This is a genomic window from Pseudonocardia halophobica (assembly GCF_050948485.1).
GTDB classification, from domain to species: domain Bacteria; phylum Actinomycetota; class Actinomycetes; order Mycobacteriales; family Pseudonocardiaceae; genus Pseudonocardia; species Pseudonocardia halophobica.
Map to the genome: position 1 here is coordinate 6,878,252 of NZ_CP192046.1, position 19,729 is coordinate 6,897,980.

General features: G+C 73.6%; 19 protein-coding genes. 2 read left to right on the plus strand and 17 right to left on the minus strand.

Features of this window, described 5'->3' with window-relative positions; all coding sequences use genetic code 11:
- Nucleotides 1-4 precede the first annotated feature (4 nt).
- The 14 genes from nuoK to ACQP04_RS32915 all read right to left on the minus strand — a co-directional run bounded on the left by nuoK (nucleotide 5) and on the right by ACQP04_RS32915 (nucleotide 14,893).
- The gene (gene nuoK, locus ACQP04_RS32850; RefSeq protein ID WP_037053106.1) at nucleotides 5-304 is read right to left on the minus strand and encodes an NADH-quinone oxidoreductase subunit NuoK; all 300 of its coding nucleotides are present in this window, start codon (nucleotides 302-304) and stop codon (nucleotides 5-7) included.
- Nucleotides 301-1,179, minus strand: coding sequence for an NADH-quinone oxidoreductase subunit J (locus tag ACQP04_RS32855; protein ID WP_433504346.1), 879 nt, complete (start codon nucleotides 1,177-1,179; stop codon nucleotides 301-303). Before ACQP04_RS32855 ends, nuoK begins: the two co-directional genes overlap by 4 nt.
- Nucleotides 1,176-1,733 (minus strand): NADH-quinone oxidoreductase subunit NuoI, encoded by a 558-nt coding sequence (nuoI, locus tag ACQP04_RS32860; protein WP_037053108.1) that lies wholly within the window; start codon nucleotides 1,731-1,733, stop codon nucleotides 1,176-1,178. Before nuoI ends, ACQP04_RS32855 begins: the two co-directional genes overlap by 4 nt.
- A 3-nt stretch (nucleotides 1,734-1,736) precedes the next feature.
- A complete protein-coding gene (nuoH, locus tag ACQP04_RS32865) occupies nucleotides 1,737-3,005 on the minus strand; it encodes an NADH-quinone oxidoreductase subunit NuoH (protein WP_433508483.1) in 1,269 nt (422 codons plus the stop codon).
- Nucleotides 3,006-3,031: 26 nt separating this feature from the next.
- On the minus strand, nucleotides 3,032-5,497 hold the full coding sequence (locus tag ACQP04_RS32870) for an NADH-quinone oxidoreductase subunit G (RefSeq protein WP_433504347.1): 2,466 nt from the start codon (nucleotides 5,495-5,497) through the stop codon (nucleotides 3,032-3,034).
- On the minus strand, nucleotides 5,494-6,852 hold the full coding sequence (gene nuoF / locus ACQP04_RS32875; RefSeq protein WP_433504348.1) for an NADH-quinone oxidoreductase subunit NuoF: 1,359 nt from the start codon (nucleotides 6,850-6,852) through the stop codon (nucleotides 5,494-5,496). The genes ACQP04_RS32870 and nuoF overlap by 4 nt, the downstream gene beginning before the upstream one ends.
- A 1-nt stretch (nucleotide 6,853) precedes the next feature.
- On the minus strand, nucleotides 6,854-7,672 hold the full coding sequence (nuoE, locus tag ACQP04_RS32880; protein WP_433504349.1) for an NADH-quinone oxidoreductase subunit NuoE: 819 nt from the start codon (nucleotides 7,670-7,672) through the stop codon (nucleotides 6,854-6,856).
- A gap of 31 nt (nucleotides 7,673-7,703) precedes the next feature.
- Nucleotides 7,704-9,026, minus strand: coding sequence for an NADH-quinone oxidoreductase subunit D (locus ACQP04_RS32885; protein WP_433504350.1), 1,323 nt, complete (start codon nucleotides 9,024-9,026; stop codon nucleotides 7,704-7,706).
- On the minus strand, nucleotides 9,023-9,877 hold the full coding sequence (locus ACQP04_RS32890) for an NADH-quinone oxidoreductase subunit C (protein ID WP_433504351.1): 855 nt from the start codon (nucleotides 9,875-9,877) through the stop codon (nucleotides 9,023-9,025). Before ACQP04_RS32890 ends, ACQP04_RS32885 begins: the two co-directional genes overlap by 4 nt.
- Before the next feature lie 2 nt (nucleotides 9,878-9,879).
- Nucleotides 9,880-10,431: a NuoB/complex I 20 kDa subunit family protein gene (locus tag ACQP04_RS32895; protein WP_433504352.1), complete on the minus strand. Its 552-nt coding sequence runs from the start codon at nucleotides 10,429-10,431 to the stop codon at nucleotides 9,880-9,882.
- Nucleotides 10,432-10,441: 10 nt separating this feature from the next.
- Nucleotides 10,442-10,807 (minus strand): NADH-quinone oxidoreductase subunit A, encoded by a 366-nt coding sequence (locus ACQP04_RS32900; RefSeq protein WP_037053122.1) that lies wholly within the window; start codon nucleotides 10,805-10,807, stop codon nucleotides 10,442-10,444.
- Between the two features lie 138 nt (nucleotides 10,808-10,945).
- On the minus strand, nucleotides 10,946-12,328 hold the full coding sequence (locus ACQP04_RS32905; protein WP_433504353.1) for a geranylgeranyl reductase family protein: 1,383 nt from the start codon (nucleotides 12,326-12,328) through the stop codon (nucleotides 10,946-10,948).
- A gap of 879 nt (nucleotides 12,329-13,207) precedes the next feature.
- Nucleotides 13,208-13,900 carry a demethylmenaquinone methyltransferase gene (locus tag ACQP04_RS32910; protein ID WP_433504354.1) on the minus strand — a complete coding sequence of 231 codons (693 nt, stop codon included), beginning with the start codon at nucleotides 13,898-13,900 and terminating at the stop codon, nucleotides 13,208-13,210.
- Nucleotides 13,901-14,317: 417 nt separating this feature from the next.
- Nucleotides 14,318-14,893: a hypothetical protein gene (locus tag ACQP04_RS32915; RefSeq protein WP_433504355.1), complete on the minus strand. Its 576-nt coding sequence runs from the start codon at nucleotides 14,891-14,893 to the stop codon at nucleotides 14,318-14,320.
- Between the two features lie 87 nt (nucleotides 14,894-14,980).
- Here ACQP04_RS32915 and bla point away from each other — a divergent pair, with 87 nt between their 5' ends.
- Entirely contained in the window at nucleotides 14,981-15,868 is an 888-nt protein-coding gene (gene bla / locus ACQP04_RS32920; RefSeq protein ID WP_433504356.1) for a class A beta-lactamase, read from the plus strand.
- 123 nt (nucleotides 15,869-15,991) lie between these two features.
- Here bla and ACQP04_RS32925 read toward each other — a convergent pair whose 3' ends face one another.
- Nucleotides 15,992-17,089, minus strand: a complete 1,098-nt coding sequence (locus tag ACQP04_RS32925; RefSeq protein WP_433504357.1) for a glycosyltransferase — start codon at nucleotides 17,087-17,089, stop codon at nucleotides 15,992-15,994.
- Between the two features lies 1 nt (nucleotide 17,090).
- Nucleotides 17,091-18,242: a glycosyltransferase family 4 protein gene (locus tag ACQP04_RS32930; protein ID WP_433504358.1), complete on the minus strand. Its 1,152-nt coding sequence runs from the start codon at nucleotides 18,240-18,242 to the stop codon at nucleotides 17,091-17,093.
- 156 nt (nucleotides 18,243-18,398) lie between these two features.
- On the opposite strand from ACQP04_RS32930, the gene ACQP04_RS32935 reads away from it, so the two are divergent.
- A complete protein-coding gene (locus tag ACQP04_RS32935) occupies nucleotides 18,399-19,196 on the plus strand; it encodes an inositol monophosphatase family protein (protein ID WP_433504359.1) in 798 nt (265 codons plus the stop codon).
- Here the strand turns inward: ACQP04_RS32935 and ACQP04_RS32940 are convergent.
- Nucleotides 19,175-19,660 carry a DUF3592 domain-containing protein gene (locus tag ACQP04_RS32940; RefSeq protein WP_433504360.1) on the minus strand — a complete coding sequence of 162 codons (486 nt, stop codon included), beginning with the start codon at nucleotides 19,658-19,660 and terminating at the stop codon, nucleotides 19,175-19,177. The two genes, ACQP04_RS32935 and ACQP04_RS32940, sit on opposite strands and share 22 nt — an antisense overlap.
- Nucleotides 19,661-19,729: the final 69 nt, after the last annotated feature.

The window sequence follows — 19,729 nt, forward strand, 5'->3', positions numbered from 1 at the left end:
GCTCCTAGTACTTCAGCAGGTTCGCGTCGTCCACGGAGGACGAACGACGGGTCCGGAAGATCGACATGATGATGGCCAGCCCGACCACCACCTCGGCCGCGGCGACGACCATGACGAAGAACGCCATGACCTGGCCGTCGAGCTGGCCGTTGATGCGGGCGAAGGTCACCAGCGACAGGTTCACCGCGTTGAGCATCAGCTCGATGCACATGAACACGACGATCGCGTTGCGGCGCACCAGCACCCCGATCGCGCCGACGGTGAACAGCAGCCCGGAGAGCAGCAGGTAGTTGGTGGGGCTCATGCGCGCTCCTCCTCGCCACCCGTGGCGGCGCCCGTGGGAGCGCCCGTGGTCCGCGCCTCGGTCCCCGCGCCCTCCAGCTCGGCCCGCCGCCCGTCGGTGAGGGCGTGCGCGTCGGCAGGGGGCCGCGGGTGCTCGTCGACCTCGTGGCCCTCGATGATCTCGGAGAGCGACTCGCGGGCGATCGAGCCGTCCGGCAGCAGCGCCGGCACCGCCACCGAGTTGGCCGTGGCGTAGACGCCGGGGCCGGGCAGCGGGGAGATCCGGGCGTGCTCGCCGCGCAGCCGGGCGATGACGGTCGCCCGCTGGCCCCGCTTCGCCGCCGGCTTCTTCTGTGCGAAGCCCAGCACGATCGCGCCCAGCGCGGCGGTGATCAGCAGCGCCGAGGTGAGCTCGAAGGGCAGCAGGTAGTCCGTGAAGATCAGCCGCCCGATGCCCGGGAGGTTGTCGTTCCAGGCCGCCACGCCGAGCCCGACGGACGGGATCTGGAACGCCGTCCGGCCGACGCCCGCGACCAGCAGCAGCGCGAACGCGAGGCCGAGCAGCACCGCCGCGACCCGCTGGCCGCGCAGCACCTCGACGACGGAGTCCGAGCTGTCCCGGCCCACCAGCATGAGCACGAACAGGAACAGCATCATCACGGCGCCCGTGTACACGATGATCTGCACGAACCCGAGGAACAGCGCCTGCTGCATCAGATAGAGGACTGCCAGCGAGAACATCGTCAGCACCAGGAACAGCGCCGAGTGCACCGCGTTGCGGGCGAGGACCATCGCGATCGCCGCGGCCAGCGCGATCGGCCCGAGGATCCAGAAGACGACCGCCTCGCCCACCCCGGCGTCGCCGGCGGTGGAGGCGGCCTGCGCGAGGACACTCATCGAACCTGCTCCCCCACCGGCTCGCCCGGCACGTCCTCACCCGCGGCGGACTTCCGCGCCAGGACCGGGCCCTGCACGTAGTAGTCCTGCTCGTCCGCGCCGAGGCGCATCGGGTGCGGCGGCTGTTCCATCCCCGGCAGCAGCGGCGCCAGCAGCTGCTCCTTGGTGTAGATCAGGTCCTGCCGGTTGTCGTCGGCGAGCTCGTAGAAGTTCGTCATCGTGAGCGAGCGCGTGGGGCACGCCTCGATGCAGAGCCCGCAGCCGATGCAGCGCAGGTAGTTGATCTGGTAGATCGCGCCGTAGCGCTCGCCCGGGGAGTACCGCGCCTCCTCGGTGTTGTCCCCGCCCTCGACGTAGATCGCGTCGGCCGGGCAGGCCCAGGCGCACAGCTCGCAGCCCACGCACTTCTCCAGCCCGTCCGGGTGCCGGTTGAGCTGGTGCCGGCCGTGGTAGCGCGGCGCGGCGGGCGGGAAGTCCTCGGGGTACTCCTCGGTGACGACCTTCTTGAACATCGTCGAGAAGGTGACGCCGAAGCCCTTGAAGAACTCGAACATCGTCTACTCCTCCTCCTTCCCGGTGAGCGCACCGGCGGGCTGTCGCCGCTCGACGGGCCTGCGCCGCTTCGGGGCCGAAGGGACCTTCAGGTCCAGCGGCGGCACCGGGTAGCCCGACGCGACCTCGACCTCCTGGTCCGGCGTGCCACGGTCCGGCAGCAGGAAGGCGACCGCGAGGATCGCCAGGATCACGATGCCGATCGTGATCAGCAGCGCCGCGGTGGACTCGCCGCCCGTGCTGTTGCGGTAGGCGCGGATCGCGAAGATCACCAGGATCCAGCCGAGGCTGACCGGGACCAGCACCTTCCAGCCCAGCTTCATGAACTGGTCGTAGCGGAACCGGGGCAGCGTGCCGCGCAGCCAGATGAAGACGAACAGGAAGATCAGCGTCTTGATCAGGAACGCGACGAACATGAGCCAGCCGTTGTCGTTGAACGACGACAGCGGCCAGGGCCAGCGCCCGCCGCCCAGGAACAGCGTGGTCGCCATGGCCGAGACGGTGACCATGTTGACGTACTCGGCCAGGAAGAAGAGCGCGAACTTCAGGCTCGTGTACTCGGTGTGGAAGCCGCCGACCAGCTCGGACTCGGCCTCCGGCAGGTCGAACGGCGCCCGGTTCGTCTCGCCGACCATGGCGACCACGAAGACCACGAAGCTCGGGATGAGCAGGTAGAAGTACCAACCCGAGCCCTGCGCGGCCACGATGTCGGCGGTGGACATCGACCGCGCGTAGAGCACGACCGCGACCACCGACAGGCCGAGCGCGATCTCGTAGGAGATCACCTGCGCCGCCGAGCGCAGGGCGCCGAGCAGCGAGTACGGCGAGCCGGAGGCCCAGCCGCCGAGCACGATGCCGTAGACGCCGATCGACGAGCAGGCCAGCACCACCAGCACGCCGACCGGCAGGTCGACCAGCTGCAGGACCGTGCGCTCGCCGAAGATCGAGACCTCGCCGCCGAACGGGATGACCGAGAAGGCGAGGAAGGCCGGGATCGTCGAGATCACCGGGGCGATGAAGTAGACCTTCTTGTCGGCGAGGACCGGCATGATGTCCTCTTTGAAGGCCAGCTTGAGCCCGTCGGCCAGCGACTGCAGCCAGCCGTTGGGGCCCACCCGGTTCGGCCCCGGACGCTGCTGCATCCGGGCCACGACCTTGCGCTCCCAGTTGATCATGAACAGGGTCAGCACCACGCCGACCGCGAACAGCACGACGACCTTGAGGACCACCAGCCAGAGCGGGTCGTCCGCCAGCAGCTGCTGGGTCCGCGTCATGCCGTCGACGGGGTCGATCGCCGGGTTCACCGGGCACCTCCGAGAGGACCGGCCGGGGCGACCCGGACCAGCGCGCCGTGCCCGACGCCGAGGGTGCTGCGCACCGCCGAGCCGGGCGAGTTCGCCGGGAGCCAGACCACGCCGTCGGGCAGGTCCGCCAGCTCGACCTGCAGCGTGATCGCGCCGCGGTCGGTGGCGACACCGGCCGCCTCGCCCTCGACCAGGCCGAGGCGCTCGGCCGTGGCGGCGTTCGTGCGCACCCGCGGCGGGCGGGCGGTGCCGGCCAGCGCGGGCTCGTCGACGAGGAGCGAGCCGTCGTCGATCAGCTGCCGCCAGGTGGCGAGCACGGCCTGCCCGACCTGCGCCGGACGCGGCGTGTGCCCGGGCTGGGCCGTGGGCGCGGCGGCGGAGCCGGTGTACCGGCCGAGCCGCTCGAGGTCGCCCGCGGAGGCCGCCGGCGTCTGCGTGAACAGGTCCGCGTCCATCTCGACGGCCAGGGTGTCGAGCACCCGGCAGTCCGGCAGGACGCCGCTGGCGTCGAGCGTGACACCGAAGGGCCGGCGCCGGCCCTCCCAGTTGAGGTAGCTGCCCTCGCGCTGGGCGTCGGGCGCCACCGGGAGCACGACGTCGGCGCGCTCGGTGACCGCCGAGGCGTGCAGCTCCAGGCTGACCAGGAAGCCGACCTTCTCCAGCGCCGCGAGCGCGACCGCCGGATCGGTCAGGTCGTGCGGGTCCACCCCGCCGACGACCAGCGCGGACAGCTCGCCCGCGGCGGCCGCGGCCACGATCTCGTCCGTGCTGCGGCCCGGGCCCGCGGGCAGCGAGCCCTCCGGCAGCCCCCAGGCCCGCTCGACCTCGGCGCGGGCCGCCGCGTCGGTGACCGGGCGGCCGCCGGGCAGCAGGGTCGGGACGACGCCGGCCTCCAGGGCGCCCCGGTCGCCGGCCCGGCGCGGGATCCAGGCGGCCTTCGCGCCGGTCCGGGTGGCCAGCGCGGCGACGGCCGAGTGCAGGCCGGGCACCTCGGCGGCGCGGTCGCCGACGAGGATCACCGCGCCCGGCGCGGACAGGGCGTCGACCAGCTCCTTGCCGGCGTCGTCCGTGGCGGTCATGAGCTCGCGCAGCACCGCGGCCTCGGCGCCCGGGACCGACCGGACGAGCGTGGCCTTGGCCTTGCGGGCGCCCTCGGTGGTCCACTGGCCGAGCTGGAAGACCTTCTGCCCCCGCTTGCGCACGGCCTTGCGGATGCGGAGGAAGACGATGCCCGCCTCCTCCTCGAGGTCCAGCCCGACCGTGAGCACGGACGGCGCGGCCTCGACCGCGGCGAAGCCGACGCCGGTCTCCGGGGTGGTGCCCAGCGTGGTGGTGAGGAACTCCAGCTCCTCGGCGCTGTGCGGGCGAGCCCGGAAGTCGACGTCGTGGGTGCCGGCGGCGACGCGGGCGAACTTGGCGTAGGCGTAGGCGTCCTCGACGGTCAGCCGGCCGCCGGCCAGCACGCCGATGCCCCGCTTGGCCCGCGCGGCGAGCAGACCCTCGGCGGCGATCCGCAGCGCCTCGGTCCAGGAGGCCTCGACCAGCTGGCCCGACGCGTCCCGGACGAGCGGGCGGGTGATCCGCTCCTTGGACTGCAGGTACCGGAAGGCGAACCGGCCCTTGTCGCAGTTCCACTCCTCGTTGACCTCGGGGTCGTTGCCCGCGAGCCGGCGCATGACCGTGCCGCGCCGGGAGTCGTTGCGCTGCGCGCAGCCGGAGCTGCAGTGCTCGCAGACGCTCGGGGTGGAGCGCAGGTCGAACGGCCGCGAGCGGAACCGGTAGGCCGCGCTCGTCAGGGCGCCGACCGGGCAGATCTGGATCGTGTTGCCGGAGAAGTAGCTCTGGAAGGGCTTGTCCTCGGCGGTGCCGATCTGCTGGTTCGCGCCGCGCTCGAGCAGGTCGATGAACGGGTCGCCGGCGATCTGCTCGGAGAAGCGGGTGCAGCGCTGGCAGAGCACGCAGCGCTCGCGGTCCAGCAGCACCTGGCTGCTGATCGGCAGCGGCTTGGGGAAGGTCCGCTTGGTCTCGACGAACCGGGAGTCCGTGCGCCCCGAGGACATCGCCTGGTTCTGCAGCGGGCACTCGCCGCCCTTGTCGCAGATCGGGCAGTCCAGCGGGTGGTTGATGAGCAGCAGCTCCATCACGCCCTGCTGGGCCTTGTCGGCCACCGGCGAGGTGTGCTGGGTCTTCACCACCATCCCGTCGGCCACGGTCATGGTGCAGCTGGCCTGCGGCTTCGGCATCGGCCGGCCACCCATCTCCACCTCGACCAGGCACTGCCGGCAGGCACCCGCGGGGTCGAGCAGCGGGTGGTCGCAGAACCGCGGGACGATGATCCCCAGCCGCTCGCAGGTGCGGATGAGGATCTCGCCCTTGGGCGCGTCGACCTCGATGCCGTCGATGGTCAGCCGCACGTGGCCCTCGGGGACGGGGGCCTTCTCGTTCTCGGGAGCGAGTGTCATGCGGGGGCTCCGCTCAGCTCGGTGTCGGCCGCCCGTTCCACGTCCGCCAGCTGGGCGGGCCTCGCGACCGCGGGCTGCTCGGCGATGAGGTCCAGGAACTCCTGGCGGAAGTACTTGATCCCGCTGGTGATCGGGCTCGTGGCGCCGTCGCCCAGCGCGCAGAAGGAGCGGCCGAGGATGTTGTCGCAGACGTCGAGCATGGTCTCGACGTCCTCGGCGGTGCCCTCGCCGTGCACCATCCGCTCCAGGATCTGCACCAGCCAGTAGGTGCCCTCCCGGCACGGCGTGCACTTGCCGCAGCTCTCGTGCTTGTAGAACTCGGTCCACTTCATGACCGCCCACGGCACGGAGACGGTCTCGTTGAAGACCTGCACCGCGGTGGTGCCGAGCATGGAGCCCGCGCCGGCCGCGCCCTCGAAGTCCAGGGGGACGTCGAGGTGCTCGGCGGTGAACATCGGGGTCGAGCTGCCGCCGGGCGTCCAGAACTTGAGCGGGATCCCGTCCTTCATCCCGCCGGCCAGCTCCAGCAGCGTGCGCAGCGTGATGCCCATCGGGGCCTCGTACTGCCCGGGCCGCTCGACGTGCCCCGACACCGAGTAGATCTTCGGGCCCGGGGACTTCTCCGAGCCCATGGTGCGGAACCAGTCCGAGCCGCCGGCCACGATGAACGGCACCGACGCGATGGTCTCCACGTTGTTGACGACCGTGGGCGACGCGTACAGGCCGGCCGTGGCCGGGAAGGGCGGCTTGAGCCGGGGCTGGCCGCGGCGGCCCTCGAGCGAGTCGAGCAGGGCCGTCTCCTCGCCGCAGATGTACGCGCCCGCCCCGGCGTGCACCACGATGTCCAGGTCGAACCCGGTGCCGAGGATGTCCTTGCCCAGGTAGCCCTTGGCGTAGGCCTCGGCCACCGCCGCGCGGACCCGGCGGATCGGGTGCAGCGCCTCCCCGCGCACGTAGATCGCGCAGAAGTTCGCGCGGATCGCGTAGCTGGTGATCACGCAGCCCTCGATGAGCGAGTGCGGGTCCGCCATCATCGTCGGGATGTCCTTGCAGGTCCCCGGCTCGCCCTCGTCGGCGTTGACCACCAGGTACTTCGGCCTGGCGCCCGGGCCCTCGGCGCCCTGCGGGATGAAGGACCACTTCATGCCCGTCGGGAAGCCGGCGCCGCCGCGTCCGCGCAGGCCGGAGTCCTTCACCAGCGTGATCAGCTGGTCCGGGTGCGCCGCCAGCGCGGTGCGCAACGCCCGATAGCCGCCGGTCCGCTCGTAGGTCTCCAGCGTCCAGGACCGCTCCTCGGACCACCGGCGGGTGAGGACCGGGGTGAGGGTGTCCGGTGTGATCTCGGTGCCTGTCATCTCACTTCTCCGGGAGAGGCGGCAGGGCCGGGGGCTCGTCGGGCAGCGCGGGGGCGGCCCAGCCGCGCTCGGCGGCCAGCGCGGTGCCGCGCAGGGACTCGACCGCGGCCGACGGGCCGGCGACGGCCGCCGCGGCGACCGCCTCGTCGTCGGTGAACCCGGCCAGCTCCAGCTCGACGGTGCGCAGGTCCGTCAGCGGCGCGCCGCGGGTCGGCGGCGGCCTCTCGCCGCGGCGCAGCGCCTCGACGAGCGCGACGGCCGACTCCGGGGTCTGGTTGTCGTAGTACTCGTAGTTGACCTGCAGGACGGGGCCGAGATCGCAGGCCGCGAGGCACTCCGCGTGCTCGAGGGTGATCGAGCCGGGGGTGCCGGGCTCGCCCGCCGTCTCCTCGTGGCCGAGCGGGCGGTCGGGGCCGCCGAGCGCCTCGGTGAGGCTGCGGTAGACGGCGTCGCCGCCGAGCGCCGCGCACAACGTGTTCGTGCAGACGCTCACCAGGTGCTCGCCGCACGGGGTGCGCTTGTACATCGTGTAGAAGGTCGCCACCGCGCTGACCTCGGCGGTCGTCAGCTCCAGCTGCTCGGCGCAGAAGCGGATGCCGTCCTGGCTGACGTACCCCTCCACCGACTGCACGAGGTGCAGCAGCGGCAGCAGCGCGGACCGCGCCACCGGGTAGCGGGCGATGACCTCCTTCGCCCGCTGCCGGGTCAACTCGTCGAAGGTCGGCGAGACGGGGTGCTGGTCGGGCTGCGCCTCCCAGGTCCGCTCGGCCGGTGCCGCCGGTCCGGGCAGCTTCTCGGGAGTCCCCTCCGGCAGTGTCATCGCGCCACTCCGCTGCGCTCCGTGGACGGTGTCACCGGTCCACACCTCCCATGACGGGGTCGATGCTCGCGACGGCGGCGATGACGTCGGCGACCATGCCGCCCTCGCTCATCGCCGGCATGGTCTGCAGGTTCACGAAGCTGGGGTCCCGGACGTGGACGCGCACCGGGCGCGTGCCGCCGTCGGACACGAGGTGGTAGCCCAGCTCGCCGCGGGGCGACTCGACGCACGAGTACACCTGCCCCGGCGGGACGTGGAAGCCCTCGGTGACCAGCTTGAAGTGGTGGATCAGGGACTCCATGGACTGGCCCATGATCTTGCGGACGTGCTCGAGCGAGTTGCCCATGCCGTCGCTGCCGATGGACAGCTGGGCGGGCCACGCGATCTTGCGGTCCTCGACCATCACCGGGCCGGGCTCGATCTTCCGCACGGCCTGCTCGATGATCCTGATCGACTCGTGGATCTCGGCCACCCGCAGTCGGTAGCGGGCGTAGCAGTCCGCCTCGGTCGCCGTCGGGACCTCGAAGTCGAACTCCTCGTAGCAGGAGTACGGCTCGATCTTGCGCTGGTCCCAGGGCAGGCCCGCGCTGCGCAGGATCGGGCCGGTGGCGCCGAGCGCCAGGCAGCCGTCGACCGGCAGGTACCCGACGCCCTCGAGGCGCTGCTTCCAGATCGGCTGGCCGGTGAGGAGCTTGTCGTAGTCCGGGAGGCGCGATTTCATCACCTTGACGAAATCGGTGACCTTCTCCTTCCAGTCCTCCGGGAGGTCCTGGGCGAGTCCGCCGGGCCGGATGTACGCGTGGTTCATCCGCAGCCCGGTCAGGTACTCGAGCAGGTGCAGGACCTCCTCGCGCTCGCGGAAGCCGGCCGTCATGCCGGTGAGCGCGCCGAGCTCCATGCCGCCGGTCGCCAGGCACACCAGGTGCGAGCCGATCCGGTTGATCTCCATGAGCAGCACGCGGATCAGCTGCGCCCGGCGCGGGGCCTCCACCTCGAGCAGCTTCTCCACGCCGAGGCAGTACGCGGCCTCGTTGAACAGCGGCGCCAGGTAGTCCATACGCGTCACGAACGTGACGCCCTGGGTCCAGTTCCGGTACTCGCAGTTCTTCTCGATGCCGGTGTGCAGGTAACCGATCACCGACCGGGCCTGCGTCACGGTCTCGCCCTCGAGCTCCAGCACGAGCCGGAGCACGCCGTGCGTCGACGGGTGCTGCGGACCCATGTTGATCACGATGCGGTCGTCGTGCTCGTCGGTGGACACGCTGTCCAGCAACGAGTCCCAGTCCCCGCCGGTGACCGTGTAGACGGTCCCCTCGGTGGTCTCCCGCGCCTCCGCGTACGGATCTGTGGTCACGAGTACGCCCTCCGCTCGTCGGGCGGCGGTATCTCGGCGCCCTTGTACTCCACGGGGATCCCGCCCAGCGGGTAGTCCTTGCGCTGCGGGTGCCCCTCCCAGTCGTCCGGCATGAGGATCCGGGTCAGTGCCGGGTGGCCGTCGAAGATCACGCCGAACATGTCCCAGGTCTCGCGCTCGTGCCAGTCCGCCGTCGGGTAGACCTCGACGACGCTGGGCACGTGCGGGTCGGCCACGTCGAGCGCGACCTCGAGCCGGATGCGCCGCCGGTAGGTCATCGACAGCAGCTGGTAGACGACGTGCAGCGGCTGGCGGACCTCGGCCCCGTCGGGCGCGGTGTAGTCCACGCCGGACACGCTCGAGCAGAGCTCGAAGCGCAGCGCCGGCTCGTCCCGCAGCAGCCGGCAGAGCTCGAGGATCCGCTCGCGCTCCACGTAGAACGTGATCTCGCCGCGGTCGATCGTGATCTGCCGGACCGCCGAGCGGGCGATCCCGTTGCGGTCCAGGGCCTCGGCGAGCTCGTCGGCCAGCTCGTCGAACCAGCCGCCGTAGGGCCGCTCGGCGGGGGCCGGGGCGTAGCCGGGCAGCGTGAGCCCGCCGAAGCCGGAGGTGTCGCCGGTGCCGCGGACGCCGAACATGCCGCGGCGCTCGCGGGTCGGGGCGAGCCGGGTGCCGCCCTCCGGCGAGGTGTCGGCCGCGCCGTCCGTGCTCTGCTCCACCTCGCCCTCGCGCGGCGGCTCGCCGCCGCGGGTGCGCTGCTCCTCGGTGGCCGCACCGCTCGCCTCGGCCGACGACTGCTTCCCGCCGGTGGGCTCCTGGTCGTCCTTGGACGTTCCCGTGGGTTCGGTCATCGCTACTTCTTCTTCGCGTACTTGACGGACGACGGGATCAGCTCCGTCTTGTGCCCGCTGGCGGCCAGCTCCGCGGCCCGCTTGCTGCCCAGCGGCTCGTCCATGATCTTCGCGTGGATCTTGAGGATCGCGTCCATGAGCATCTCCGGGCGCGGGGGGCAGCCGGGGAGGTACATGTCGACCGGCACGACGTGGTCGACGCCCTGCACGACGGCGTAGTTGTTGAACATCCCGCCGGAGCTGGCGCAGACGCCCATCGCCAGCACCCACCGGGGTTCGGGCATCTGGTCGTAGATCTGCCGCAGGACCGGCGCCATCTTGTTGCTCACCCGGCCGGCCACGATCATCAGGTCGGCCTGCCGGGGCGACGCCCGGAAGACCTCCATGCCGAACCGGGCCAGGTCGTAGCGCGGCGCACCGGTGGTCATCATCTCGATCGCACAGCAGGCCAGACCGAAGGTGGCGGGCCAGAGCGACGACTTGCGGGTCCAGTTGACCAGCTTCTCCACGCTGGTCAGCAGAACACCGCTGGGCAGGTGCTCCTCGAGTCCCATTCCGGTTCCCCTAGTTCCAGTCGAGGCCGCCGCGGCGCCACACGTACGCGTACGCGAAGCCCACGGTGACGATGAACAGGACGATCTCCACCAGGCCGAACAGGCCGAGCGCGTCCGCGTTCACCGCGAACGGGTAGAGGAAGACCATCTCGATGTCGAAGAGGATGAACAGCATCGCCGTGAGGTAGTAGGCGACCGGCATCCGGCCGGCACCCACCACCGGCTTCGGCGAGGGCTCGATCCCGCACTCGTAGGAGTCCAGCTTGGCGCGGTTGTACCGCCGCGGCCCGACGTACGGGGCGGCCGTCACCGAGAACAGCGCGAACGCTCCCGCGAGGACGAACATCAGGAACAACGCGAGATAGGGATCGAGCATCGTGCACCTTCGTTGTCTGCACTGCCGACTGGTCTGAACGTGGCGGTGGGTGACCCGGCCGGTCCGCGGCGTGACCCTACGTGTGCGGGGTCACGCCCGGGTGGTCAGGCCCGCCTTACCGGTCCCGGGCCCGGGATCTCAGAGGGCCGGGGTGAGCCGGGTCAACGCGCCGAGTATGCGGTCGCTCCACTCGCCCTCCTTCCGGTCGTGCGCGGTGGTCGGGTCGTCGTAGAGGTTGGCGAGCAGCTTGAGCAGGGCCTGCATCACCGACCGCCGCGGCAGCCCGTGCCGGGTGGCGACCCGCATGACGGTCGGGTTGCCGATCAGGCGGGCGGCGACGGTGCCGAGGCGGTAGTAGCGGCCGAGCGCCCGGCTGATCTCCCGCGGATACGCGGCCAGTGCGGCCTCGCGGGAGTCGCCGGACCGGGCGAGGGCCTGCACCGCGCACCGGGCGGCCACCGTGGCCGACTCCATCGCGTAGGCGATGCCCTCGCCGTTGAGCGGGTTGACCATGCCCCCGGCGTCGCCGACGAGGAGCAGGCCGGGGCGGTAGTGGGGGGTCCGGTTGAAGCCCATCGGCAGCGCGGCGCCGCCGATGCCGCCGACGGCGTCGTCCTCCCGGTAGCCCCACTCCTCCGGCAGCCCGTCCAGCCAGGACCGCAGCAGCGCCCGGTAGTCCCAGGAACCGCCACCCCTGCGGTCGGTACCGAGGACGCCGAGCCCGACGTTCGACGTGCCGTCGCCCATCCCGAAGATCCAGCCGTAGCCGGGCAGGAGCCGCGGGTGCTCCGGGTCGGAGCGGTCCCAGATCTCGAGGTGGGTCTCGAGGTGGTCGTCGTGGGTGCGGGGGCTCTCGTAGTAGCGCCGGACGGCGACCCCGAGGGGCTTGCGGTCGTCCTTCGCGATGCCGAGCGAGAGCGCGACCCGCGCCGACACGCCGTCGCACGCCAGGGTCAGCGGCGCGCGGTACGACACCGGCCGCCTGTCCGGCCCCTCGTGGCCCTCGACGCCCACGACCCGGCCGGTCCGCTCGTCGGTGACCGCGGCGGTGACCGTGGTGGCCTCGCGCAGCCGGGCGCCCTGCTTCTCCGCGTGCCGGACCAGCAGCTCGTCGAAGTCCTGGCGGGGGCGGACGGCGCCGAAGTCCGGGAAGCTCGCGAGCGTGGGCCAGGGCAGGTCGAGACTCACCCCGCCGGCGACCACGCGCAGGCCGCGGTTGCGCAGCCAGCCGTTCCCCTCGGAGCAGTCGATGCCCAGGTCGATGATCTGCTTCATCCCGCGCGGTGTGAAGCCGTCGCCGCACACCTTGGGGCGGGGGAAGGTCGCCTTCTCCAGCACCAGCACGTCCAGGCCCGCGCGCGCGAGGTGGGCCGCGGCCGTCGAGCCCGCGGGTCCGGCGCCGACGACGAGCACGTCCGCGTCCGCCGTACCCGCCGTTCCCGCCGTACGCCCGGCAGCACCTCGCGAGCCCGCGGCCTGCGGGGCCGCGGCGCCGTTGGTGGTGGGCTCGGGCGCCTGCATTCCGCTCCTTGTGAACTGGTTCACGAGGTTCTTGTGAACTGTTTCACGAAGTTCGGCGGGATGTCCAGGCACGCCCGACCGATCGGGTCGCGAGCTGGGGAACGATCAGCAGGAAGATCGGCGAGGGCCCGCGAGCCGCGCCCTCGCACCCCGTGAGTCGGGGCTGGGCTCCTGCGTGTCGGGCGCCTGGGCTCCCGCGTGTCGGGGCTTGGGCTTGGGCAAGTCGTGAGTTGGGCTCCGGCGAGTCGAGGGCCGGGCTCCCGCGAGTCGGGGGCGGGCTCCCGCGAGGTCGCAAAGCTGCGCCCTGGCGGGTTGAGCAGGCGGCGCGACGTCACGGTGGAGAGGGACGGGCGTCATCGGGGCGGAGCGGCACACCTACAGGAACCATCGGCACACCCGGGCGAGCGCGGCACACCCGCCCGAGCACCGTCGCACACCCGAAGGGTCGGCCGCACAGGGCGTCGACGGGGTGTGGACGGCTCGGGCGGTTGTGCGGGGCAGCAGGAGAGCCGAGCGGAGGCCTCGCCAGGGCTGGGCACCGCGTTCTCTCAGAGACCGACCGCCGGCACACCCGGGCCAGCGTGGCACACCCACCCGAGCCCTTGTCGCATCTGAAGGTCGGCGGCAGGCGTCGACGGCGTGTGGGCGGCTCGGCGGTTGTGCGGGCAGGAGGCGTCGCCGAGCTGCGCGCCCGCCCCTCGGCCGTCGCCGTTCGCGTGCTGGTGTGGGACCGACCCGAGGGGTGTGCGGCCGTGCAACGGCGAGTGTGCCGCGCTCGCCCGGGTGTGCCGCGCGCTCCGGCGGATGTGCCGGCTCCCGGTATGCGCCGAGCGGCTGCTCAGGTCGGTCGTCGGGCAGCTCGGCGGTGCGGGTCGCTCGTCAGGCGGGCCTGGTGGCGCGGTGCAGGGCGACGGCCCCGCCGGCGAGGTCGCGCCAGGCCACACGGGACCACCCGGCGCCCGCGATGATCTCCGCGAGCCGGCGCTGCGGGTGCCAGTCGAGGATCGAGTCGCTCAGGTACGTGTAGGCCGCGGGGTTCGACGCGACCCGGCGCGCGATCGCCGGGAGGACCCGACGCAGCACCACGTCCTGGTAGGCGATCCGGTAAGGCGTCCACGTCGGGGTGCCGAACTCGCACACCACGAGTCGCCCGCCGGGCCGGGTGACGCGGGCGAGCTCGGCGAGGGCGCGCGCGGTGTCGGCGACGTTGCGCAGGCCGAAGCTGATGGTGACGGCGTCGAAGGCGCCGTCGGCGAAGGGCAGGTGCAGGGCGTCGGCGGCGACCTTGGGCACCGGGCGCTGCGCCCCGGCCTTCAGCATCCCGAGGGAGAAGTCGGCCGCGACCGTCCACGCCCCGGACTTCGCCAGCTCGATCGTCGACACCGCGGTCCCGGCGGCCAGGTCCAGCACCCGCTGACCGGGCCGCAGCTCCAGGGCCTCCCGGGTCAACCGCCGCCAGCGCCGGTCCTGCCCGGCGGTGAGGACGGTGTTGGTGAGGTCGTACCGCCGCGCGACGCCGTCGAACATCGCCGCGACGTCGTGCGGGTCCTTGTCGAGCTCGGCCCTGCCCACAGCCGGAACCCTACGGCCCCGCCCCGGTACCCCGCCCGTGGACCGGCGGGCGGCCGGCCCCGACTCACCGAAGCCCACACCCCGACTCGCGGTGCAGGAACTCCCGACTCGCGCTGCAGGAACTCCCGACTCGCGGAGCTACAGCCACATCTCCGCGAGTCGGGAGCACTGGATCCGCGAGTCGCGAGTTCCGGACCGCGAGTCGGGAGCTGTGGGGAGCGAGTCGGGGGTCCCCAGGCCAGGTCGGGGGTCTCCGCGCCGAGGCGGGGGTCTCCGCGCCGAGGCGGGGGTCTCCGCGCCGAGGCGGGGGTCTCCGCGTGTCCGAGTCGGGCCCTCACCCACTGCGCGGCGCGCCCCACCCCCGAGGCTCCCACCTGCGAGTCGGCACTTCCCGGTCACCGAGTCGGCGATGTCGGGTCAGCGGGGGTGGGGGATGGTGCGGAGGGCGGTGCGGAGGCCTTCGAGGTACTCGGCGCGGGTGCGGGCGGCGAGGGCCTCCCACTCCCCCTCCGGCACCGAGAGCGGGCCGTCGGAGCCGAGGTAGGCGCCCATCCCGTGCAGCGCGATCCAGCGGTGGTCGTAGGCGTGCGGGGTGCGGCGGTCCCAGGCCACGGCGCGGATCACCGTGCGCCGCAACCGCTCGGGGTCGGTGAAGGCGAAGCGGTTGATGGGGCCGCCGAAGCGCTCGTCGAGGGCGTCGACGGCGGCCGCGGCGGTCGCGTCGGTGCAGCGGCGGGCGTCGAACCGGGCGCGGACCTGCCCGGCGTAGAACCAGAAGGCGGCGTCGGCGGGGCGGCCCTGGTCGAGCAGCACCTCGGACAGCGCGTACAGCACGGGCGGCGCGACGCGCTCCGGCTCGAGCTCGACCAGCTCCGCCACCCGCCGCCGGACGTCCGGGTCGGCGTCGAGGAGGCCGGCGATCGCGTCACGGGCCAGGGCGGTGTCGATCGTCGCGTGCTCGCCGGTGGGCTCGACCACCACGGTCCTGTTCATGCCCACGAGCCTCGCCCGCACGACCACCACCGGGCATCCGTGACTCTACGGAGGACGGAGGGTGCGCGACCGCCTACCGTGCGTCACATGATCGACCCGCTCTCCCGTCGCGCGGTCCTCTTCGCCGGACTCGCCGGCCTGGGTGCCCTCGCAGCCGGCTGCGCCGACCCACCGGCCACGCCCACCTTCGACCCCGCCCCCGCCCAGGCCGAACTGGCCGACCTCGAACGACGCTCCGGCGGCCGCCTCGGTGTGTCCGCGCTGGACACCGGCCCCGGCGCCGCGCTCGGACACCGGGCCGACGAGCGGTTCCTGCTGTGCTCGACCGGCAAGCTGCTGGCCGCGGCCGCGGTCCTGCACCGCCGGCAGTTCGAGGCCGACCCGGACATCCTGGAGCGGATGGTGCCGTACACCTCGGGCGCGCTGGTCCCGAACTCCCCCGAGACCGGCAGGCACACGTCGATGACGGTCGGCGAGCTCTGCCACGCGGCGATGACCCTGAGCGACAACACCGCCATGAACCTGCTGCTCGGCGTGCTGGGCGGACCGGAGAATGTGACGGCGTTCCTGCGCAGCGCGGGTGACCCGCTCAGCCGGCTGGACCGCACCGAGACCGCGCTCAACGTCCGCGACGGCGACCTGGACACCTCCACCCCGGCGCGGATGGCCGCGAACACCCGCCTTTTCGCCCTCGACGACGGCCTCACCCCCGACAACCGGGACGTCCTCGTCGGCTGGCTCAAGGCCAACACGACCGGCGCGACCCGGATCCGGGCGGGACTGCCCGCGGACTGGGTCGTCGGCGACAAGACCGGGGCGGGCGCGCGGGGCGAGATCAACGACGTCGCGGTCGTCTGGCCGCCCGGGCGGGCCCCGCTGGTGATCGCGGTCTACACCGAGCCGCCCGATCCCGACGTCGACGCCGCCCCGACCGTCGCCGAGGCCGCCCGGATCGTGGCCCGGTCCTTCGCCTGAGCCAGTCCACCGAGCCAGTCCACTGAGGCCCGGGCTCCCGAGGTCGAGCGCCCGGCGCTGCCCGGAACCCGCAGCTCAGCAGGGGTCGTGAGTGGCAACTGCCCCTCTAGGGGCAGTTGCCACTCACGGGGTGAGGACCGACAGCATGCGCTCCACCGAGGCGGGCCAGCCGTAACCCTCGGCGCGAGTGCGGGCGGCGCTGCGGCGGACCCCCTCGTCGGCGGCGAGGTGGGTCGTGACGCCGCGGGCGAAGTCCTCCGGGGAGTCCTCGGCCCCGGCGTCGCCGACGATCTCGGGCAGCGCCGAGGACCGTGACACCACCACCGGCGTGCCGCTGGCCAGCGACTCCAGCGCGGAGAGCCCGAACGTCTCGTGCGGGCCCGGGGCGAGCGAGACGTCGGCCGACGCCAGCAGGGTCGCCAGCCGCGCCCGGTCCGGCACGAACCCGAGGAAGGACACCGGCAGCCCGGCCGCCCGCCGCTCCAGCGCCGCCCGGCGGGGCCCGTCCCCTGCGACGACCAGCCGGACCCGGTGCCCGGCGTCGCACAGCGCGGCGACCGTGTCCACGCTGCGCTCGGGGTGCTTCTCCGGCGACAGCCGCCCGCAGTGGACGAGCACGGCGTCGGCACCGCCTCCAAGCCGGGCCCGCAACGCCGGGTCGTGCCGCAGCGGCGAGAAGGTCGCGAGGTCCACGCCGAGCGGGACCTGCCGGACGTTGCGCGCCCCGATCCGATCGAACTCCGCCCTGGCGAACCCGGTGGTGCACACGACCGTGTCGTAGGCGGCCGCCATCCGCGCGTTGGCGTGGTCGGCGACCCGGCGCGCGGTGCCCTCGGGCAGCAGGAACTGGTGCAGCAGCCGGTCGAGCCGCTCGTGCGAGATCACCACGCTCGGGATGCCGCGCCGCGCCGCCCAGGCCCCCAGCCCGCGCAGGGTGAGCCGGTCGGAGACCTCCAGGGCGTCGGGCCGCAGGCGGTCGAGCAGCCGCTGCACCCGCCAGGGGTCGACGGCCCGGTACCCGCCGGTGGCGGGTATCCGCGGCGCCGGGACCGTGATCCGGCGGGTGCCGCCGGGAAGCCGGCGGTCCTCGGCCCGCGGACCGGGCACGACCAGCACGACCTCGTGGCCGCGGGCGGCGTAGCCGGTGCCGAGGGCGTCGAGCGCCGTGCGCAGGCCGCCCGAGCGCGGCCCGTAGAAGTTGGCGAGCTGGACGATCCGCACGTCAGGCGGCCTCGTCGTGGACGAGCCCCGGCACCCCGGCGACCTCGCAGTAGTGGCCGACCAGCTCGTCGCACACCGCCGACCAGGTCCGGCGGAGGACCGAGCGGCGCGCGGCCGCCCCGAACTCGGTCCGCAGGCCCGGGTCACGCAGCCGGTCGACCGCGGCGCGGAGGGCGGCGTCGGCGGCGGGCCGGCCCGCCTCGTCGTCGGGCAGGGGCGGGACGAGGTAGCCGGTCCGGCCGGGCAGGACGAGGTCGCGCGGGCCGCCGGCGTCGGGTGCGACGACCGGGAGCCCGCTGGCCAGCGCCTCCTGCACGGCCTGGCAGAAGGTCTCGGCGGGGCCGGTGTGGACGAAGACGTCGAGGGATGCGTAGAGCTCGGCCAGCTCGTCGCCGCCCCGGAAGCCGAGGAACGCCGCCCCCGGCAGCGCCGCCCGCAGCCGCTCCTCACTGGGCCCGGCCCCGACCACGACGAGCCGGGTGCCGGGCATCCCGCGCAGCGCCGCCAGCCGTTCCACCTGCTTCTCCGGGGCGAGCCGGCCGACGTAGCCGACCAGCAGCTCCCCGTTCGGCGCCAGCCGCTCCCGCACCGCGGCCGACTGCCGGGCCGGGGTGAACCGCCGGGTGTCGACGCCCCGGGCCCACTGGTGCACCCGCGGCACCCCGCGCTCGCGCAACGCCTCGGTGGCCCAGCTCGACGGCGCCAGCGTCCGGTCGGCCTGCGCGTGCAGCCGGCAGGTCCAGCGCCAGGCGGCGCGGGCGGTTAGCCCGAGCCCGTACGACGAGGCGAACCCGGCGACGTCGGTCTGGTAGACCGCGACCGTCGGGATCCCCAGCCGGCGGGCCGCCCACAACCCCCGGGCGCCGACGACGAACGGCGCGGCCAGGTGCACGACGTCGGGCCGGAAGGCGCGCAGGGCCTTCACGATCCGCCGGCTCGGCACCCCGACCGGCATCGAGCTCACCACCGGCAGCTCCAGCGCCGGCACCCGCACGACCGGGACGCCGTCGTGGGAGTCCGGCTCGTCGGCGCCGGGGGCGACGACGAGGACGTCGTGCTCGGCGTCGCGCAGGTGCTCGAGCACCCGCAGCACCGAGTTCGTGACGCCGTTGACCACGGGGAGGAAGCACTCGGACACGATCGCGACACGCACGTCAGAGAAGCTGTCGTGCCCGCCGCGCCGCCCGCCGTCGGCGACATGACCTGCGGGGGAACGTCCGGACAACAGCGCGAGAGTTCACGCGGGCCCACCCCGGGCCGTCACCGGCGGGACGCCCCGGCGATACCCCGTTCGCGGACCCTCGGCGCCATGACGGTCCTCACCCGCACCCCGACCCCGGTGGACCCCGGGCTGCTCTCCCGCGCCCTCGAGGTCGCGGGCCGGCTCGCCAACGACGCGGCGGAGGTGATCGCCGCGACCGCCGGCCGCGCGCCGGGGTCCGAGGCCAAGGCCGATCCCTTCGACTGGGTCACCGACACCGACCGCACGCTCGAACGGCACACCCGCCGGGTCCTGGCCGCCGAGTTCCCCGGCATCCCGGTGGTGGGCGAGGAGTACGGCGCCGACGCGACGGCGGCCGGCTCGGCCTACCGCTGGATCGTCGACCCGGTCGACGGCACGGCCAACTACGTCGCCGGCTTCCCGTGGTGCGCCTACAGCCTCGGCCTGGTCGACGGCGACGGGCCGGTCGTGGGCGTCGTGGCCGACCCGAGCCGCGCGCAGATCTACGCGGCGGCGCGGGGGCGCGGCGTGCGCGCCAACGGCACCCCGGTGCGCGCGGCGACCCGCACCACCGCCGTCGGGGCGCTGGTCTGCGCCGAGTCGCCCTCGCCGCAGCTCACGGAGCGCGCGACCGCGCACCACACGGGTGTGCGGGTGCTGGGCTCGACCGCGCTCGCGATCACGCAGGTCGCGCTGGGCCGGGCCGTCGCCGCGGTGATCGACGACTACCACGAGTGGGACGTCGCCGGCGCGCTCTGCCTGGCCCTGGAGGCCGGGGCCGTGGTCGTCGACCGGGCCAGGCGGCCCGACCCGATGCCGACGGACGGGCTGCTGGTGGCGGTCCCCGCCGTCGTCGAGCAGGTCTACTCGTGGTGGGCGGCCTGACGCCGCCTGCGGACGAGCACCGCCGCCCCGCCGAACACCGCCCACGCGAGGGCGACGAACCCGATCGTCAGCGGCAGGCCGGAGAACGCCGTGCGCCCGGCCACGCGGACCAGGTCCGGGTCGGCGCGGTCGTACTCGACCAGCACGGTCGTGCCGGGCTGCAGGCCGCGCGGGTAGTAGACGCCCCGCTCGGGGACCAGCAGCTGGCCGTCGGGCACCGGGAACCGCACGAGCGTGCGGGAGAAGGTGGACCCGTCCAGCACCTCGGCGGTGGCCGTGGCGCGGTTGCGGTTGATGGCGACGTCGTCGGCCACGGCCCCGAGGAACCCGACGACCGACAGGAACGTGGCCAGCACGGCGAGTCCCGTGAGGATCGTCGGCAGCCGCCGCCACAGGGTGCGGCCGACGGCCCGGGCGGTGCGCCCGGCCTCGACGAACACCTCGCCCGCCACGCCTCCGGCCATGGGTCGAGCATAGGAGTGTGGCTACCGCCTCCCCGCCGGGGACGGGCGCCGGCCGGTCGCGGTGCCTAC

Excerpts from the sequence above, each read along its gene's own strand:
- ACQP04_RS32855 (WP_433504346.1), bottom strand. The coding sequence starts at position 1,179 with ATGAGTGTCCTCGCGCAGGCCGCCTCCACCGCCGGCGACGCCGGGGTG.
- nuoI (WP_037053108.1), bottom strand. The coding sequence starts at position 1,733 with ATGTTCGAGTTCTTCAAGGGCTTCGGCGTCACCTTCTCGACGATGTTC.
- nuoE (WP_433504349.1), bottom strand. The coding sequence starts at position 7,672 with ATGACACTGCCGGAGGGGACTCCCGAGAAGCTGCCCGGACCGGCGGCA.
- ACQP04_RS32890 (WP_433504351.1), bottom strand. The coding sequence starts at position 9,877 with ATGACCGAACCCACGGGAACGTCCAAGGACGACCAGGAGCCCACCGGC.
- ACQP04_RS32905 (WP_433504353.1), bottom strand. The coding sequence starts at position 12,328 with ATGCAGGCGCCCGAGCCCACCACCAACGGCGCCGCGGCCCCGCAGGCC.
- ACQP04_RS32915 (WP_433504355.1), bottom strand. The coding sequence starts at position 14,893 with ATGAACAGGACCGTGGTGGTCGAGCCCACCGGCGAGCACGCGACGATC.
- ACQP04_RS32895 (WP_433504352.1), bottom strand. The coding sequence starts at position 10,431 with ATGGGACTCGAGGAGCACCTGCCCAGCGGTGTTCTGCTGACCAGCGTG.
- ACQP04_RS32935 (WP_433504359.1), top strand. The coding sequence starts at position 18,399 with ATGACGGTCCTCACCCGCACCCCGACCCCGGTGGACCCCGGGCTGCTC.
- nuoF (WP_433504348.1), bottom strand. The coding sequence starts at position 6,852 with ATGACAGGCACCGAGATCACACCGGACACCCTCACCCCGGTCCTCACC.
- nuoH (WP_433508483.1), bottom strand. The coding sequence starts at position 3,005 with ATGACGCGGACCCAGCAGCTGCTGGCGGACGACCCGCTCTGGCTGGTG.
- ACQP04_RS32900 (WP_037053122.1), bottom strand. The coding sequence starts at position 10,807 with ATGCTCGATCCCTATCTCGCGTTGTTCCTGATGTTCGTCCTCGCGGGA.
- nuoK (WP_037053106.1), bottom strand. The coding sequence starts at position 304 with ATGAGCCCCACCAACTACCTGCTGCTCTCCGGGCTGCTGTTCACCGTC.
- ACQP04_RS32940 (WP_433504360.1), bottom strand. The coding sequence starts at position 19,660 with ATGGCCGGAGGCGTGGCGGGCGAGGTGTTCGTCGAGGCCGGGCGCACC.
- bla (WP_433504356.1), top strand. The coding sequence starts at position 14,981 with ATGATCGACCCGCTCTCCCGTCGCGCGGTCCTCTTCGCCGGACTCGCC.
- ACQP04_RS32870 (WP_433504347.1), bottom strand. The coding sequence starts at position 5,497 with ATGACACTCGCTCCCGAGAACGAGAAGGCCCCCGTCCCCGAGGGCCAC.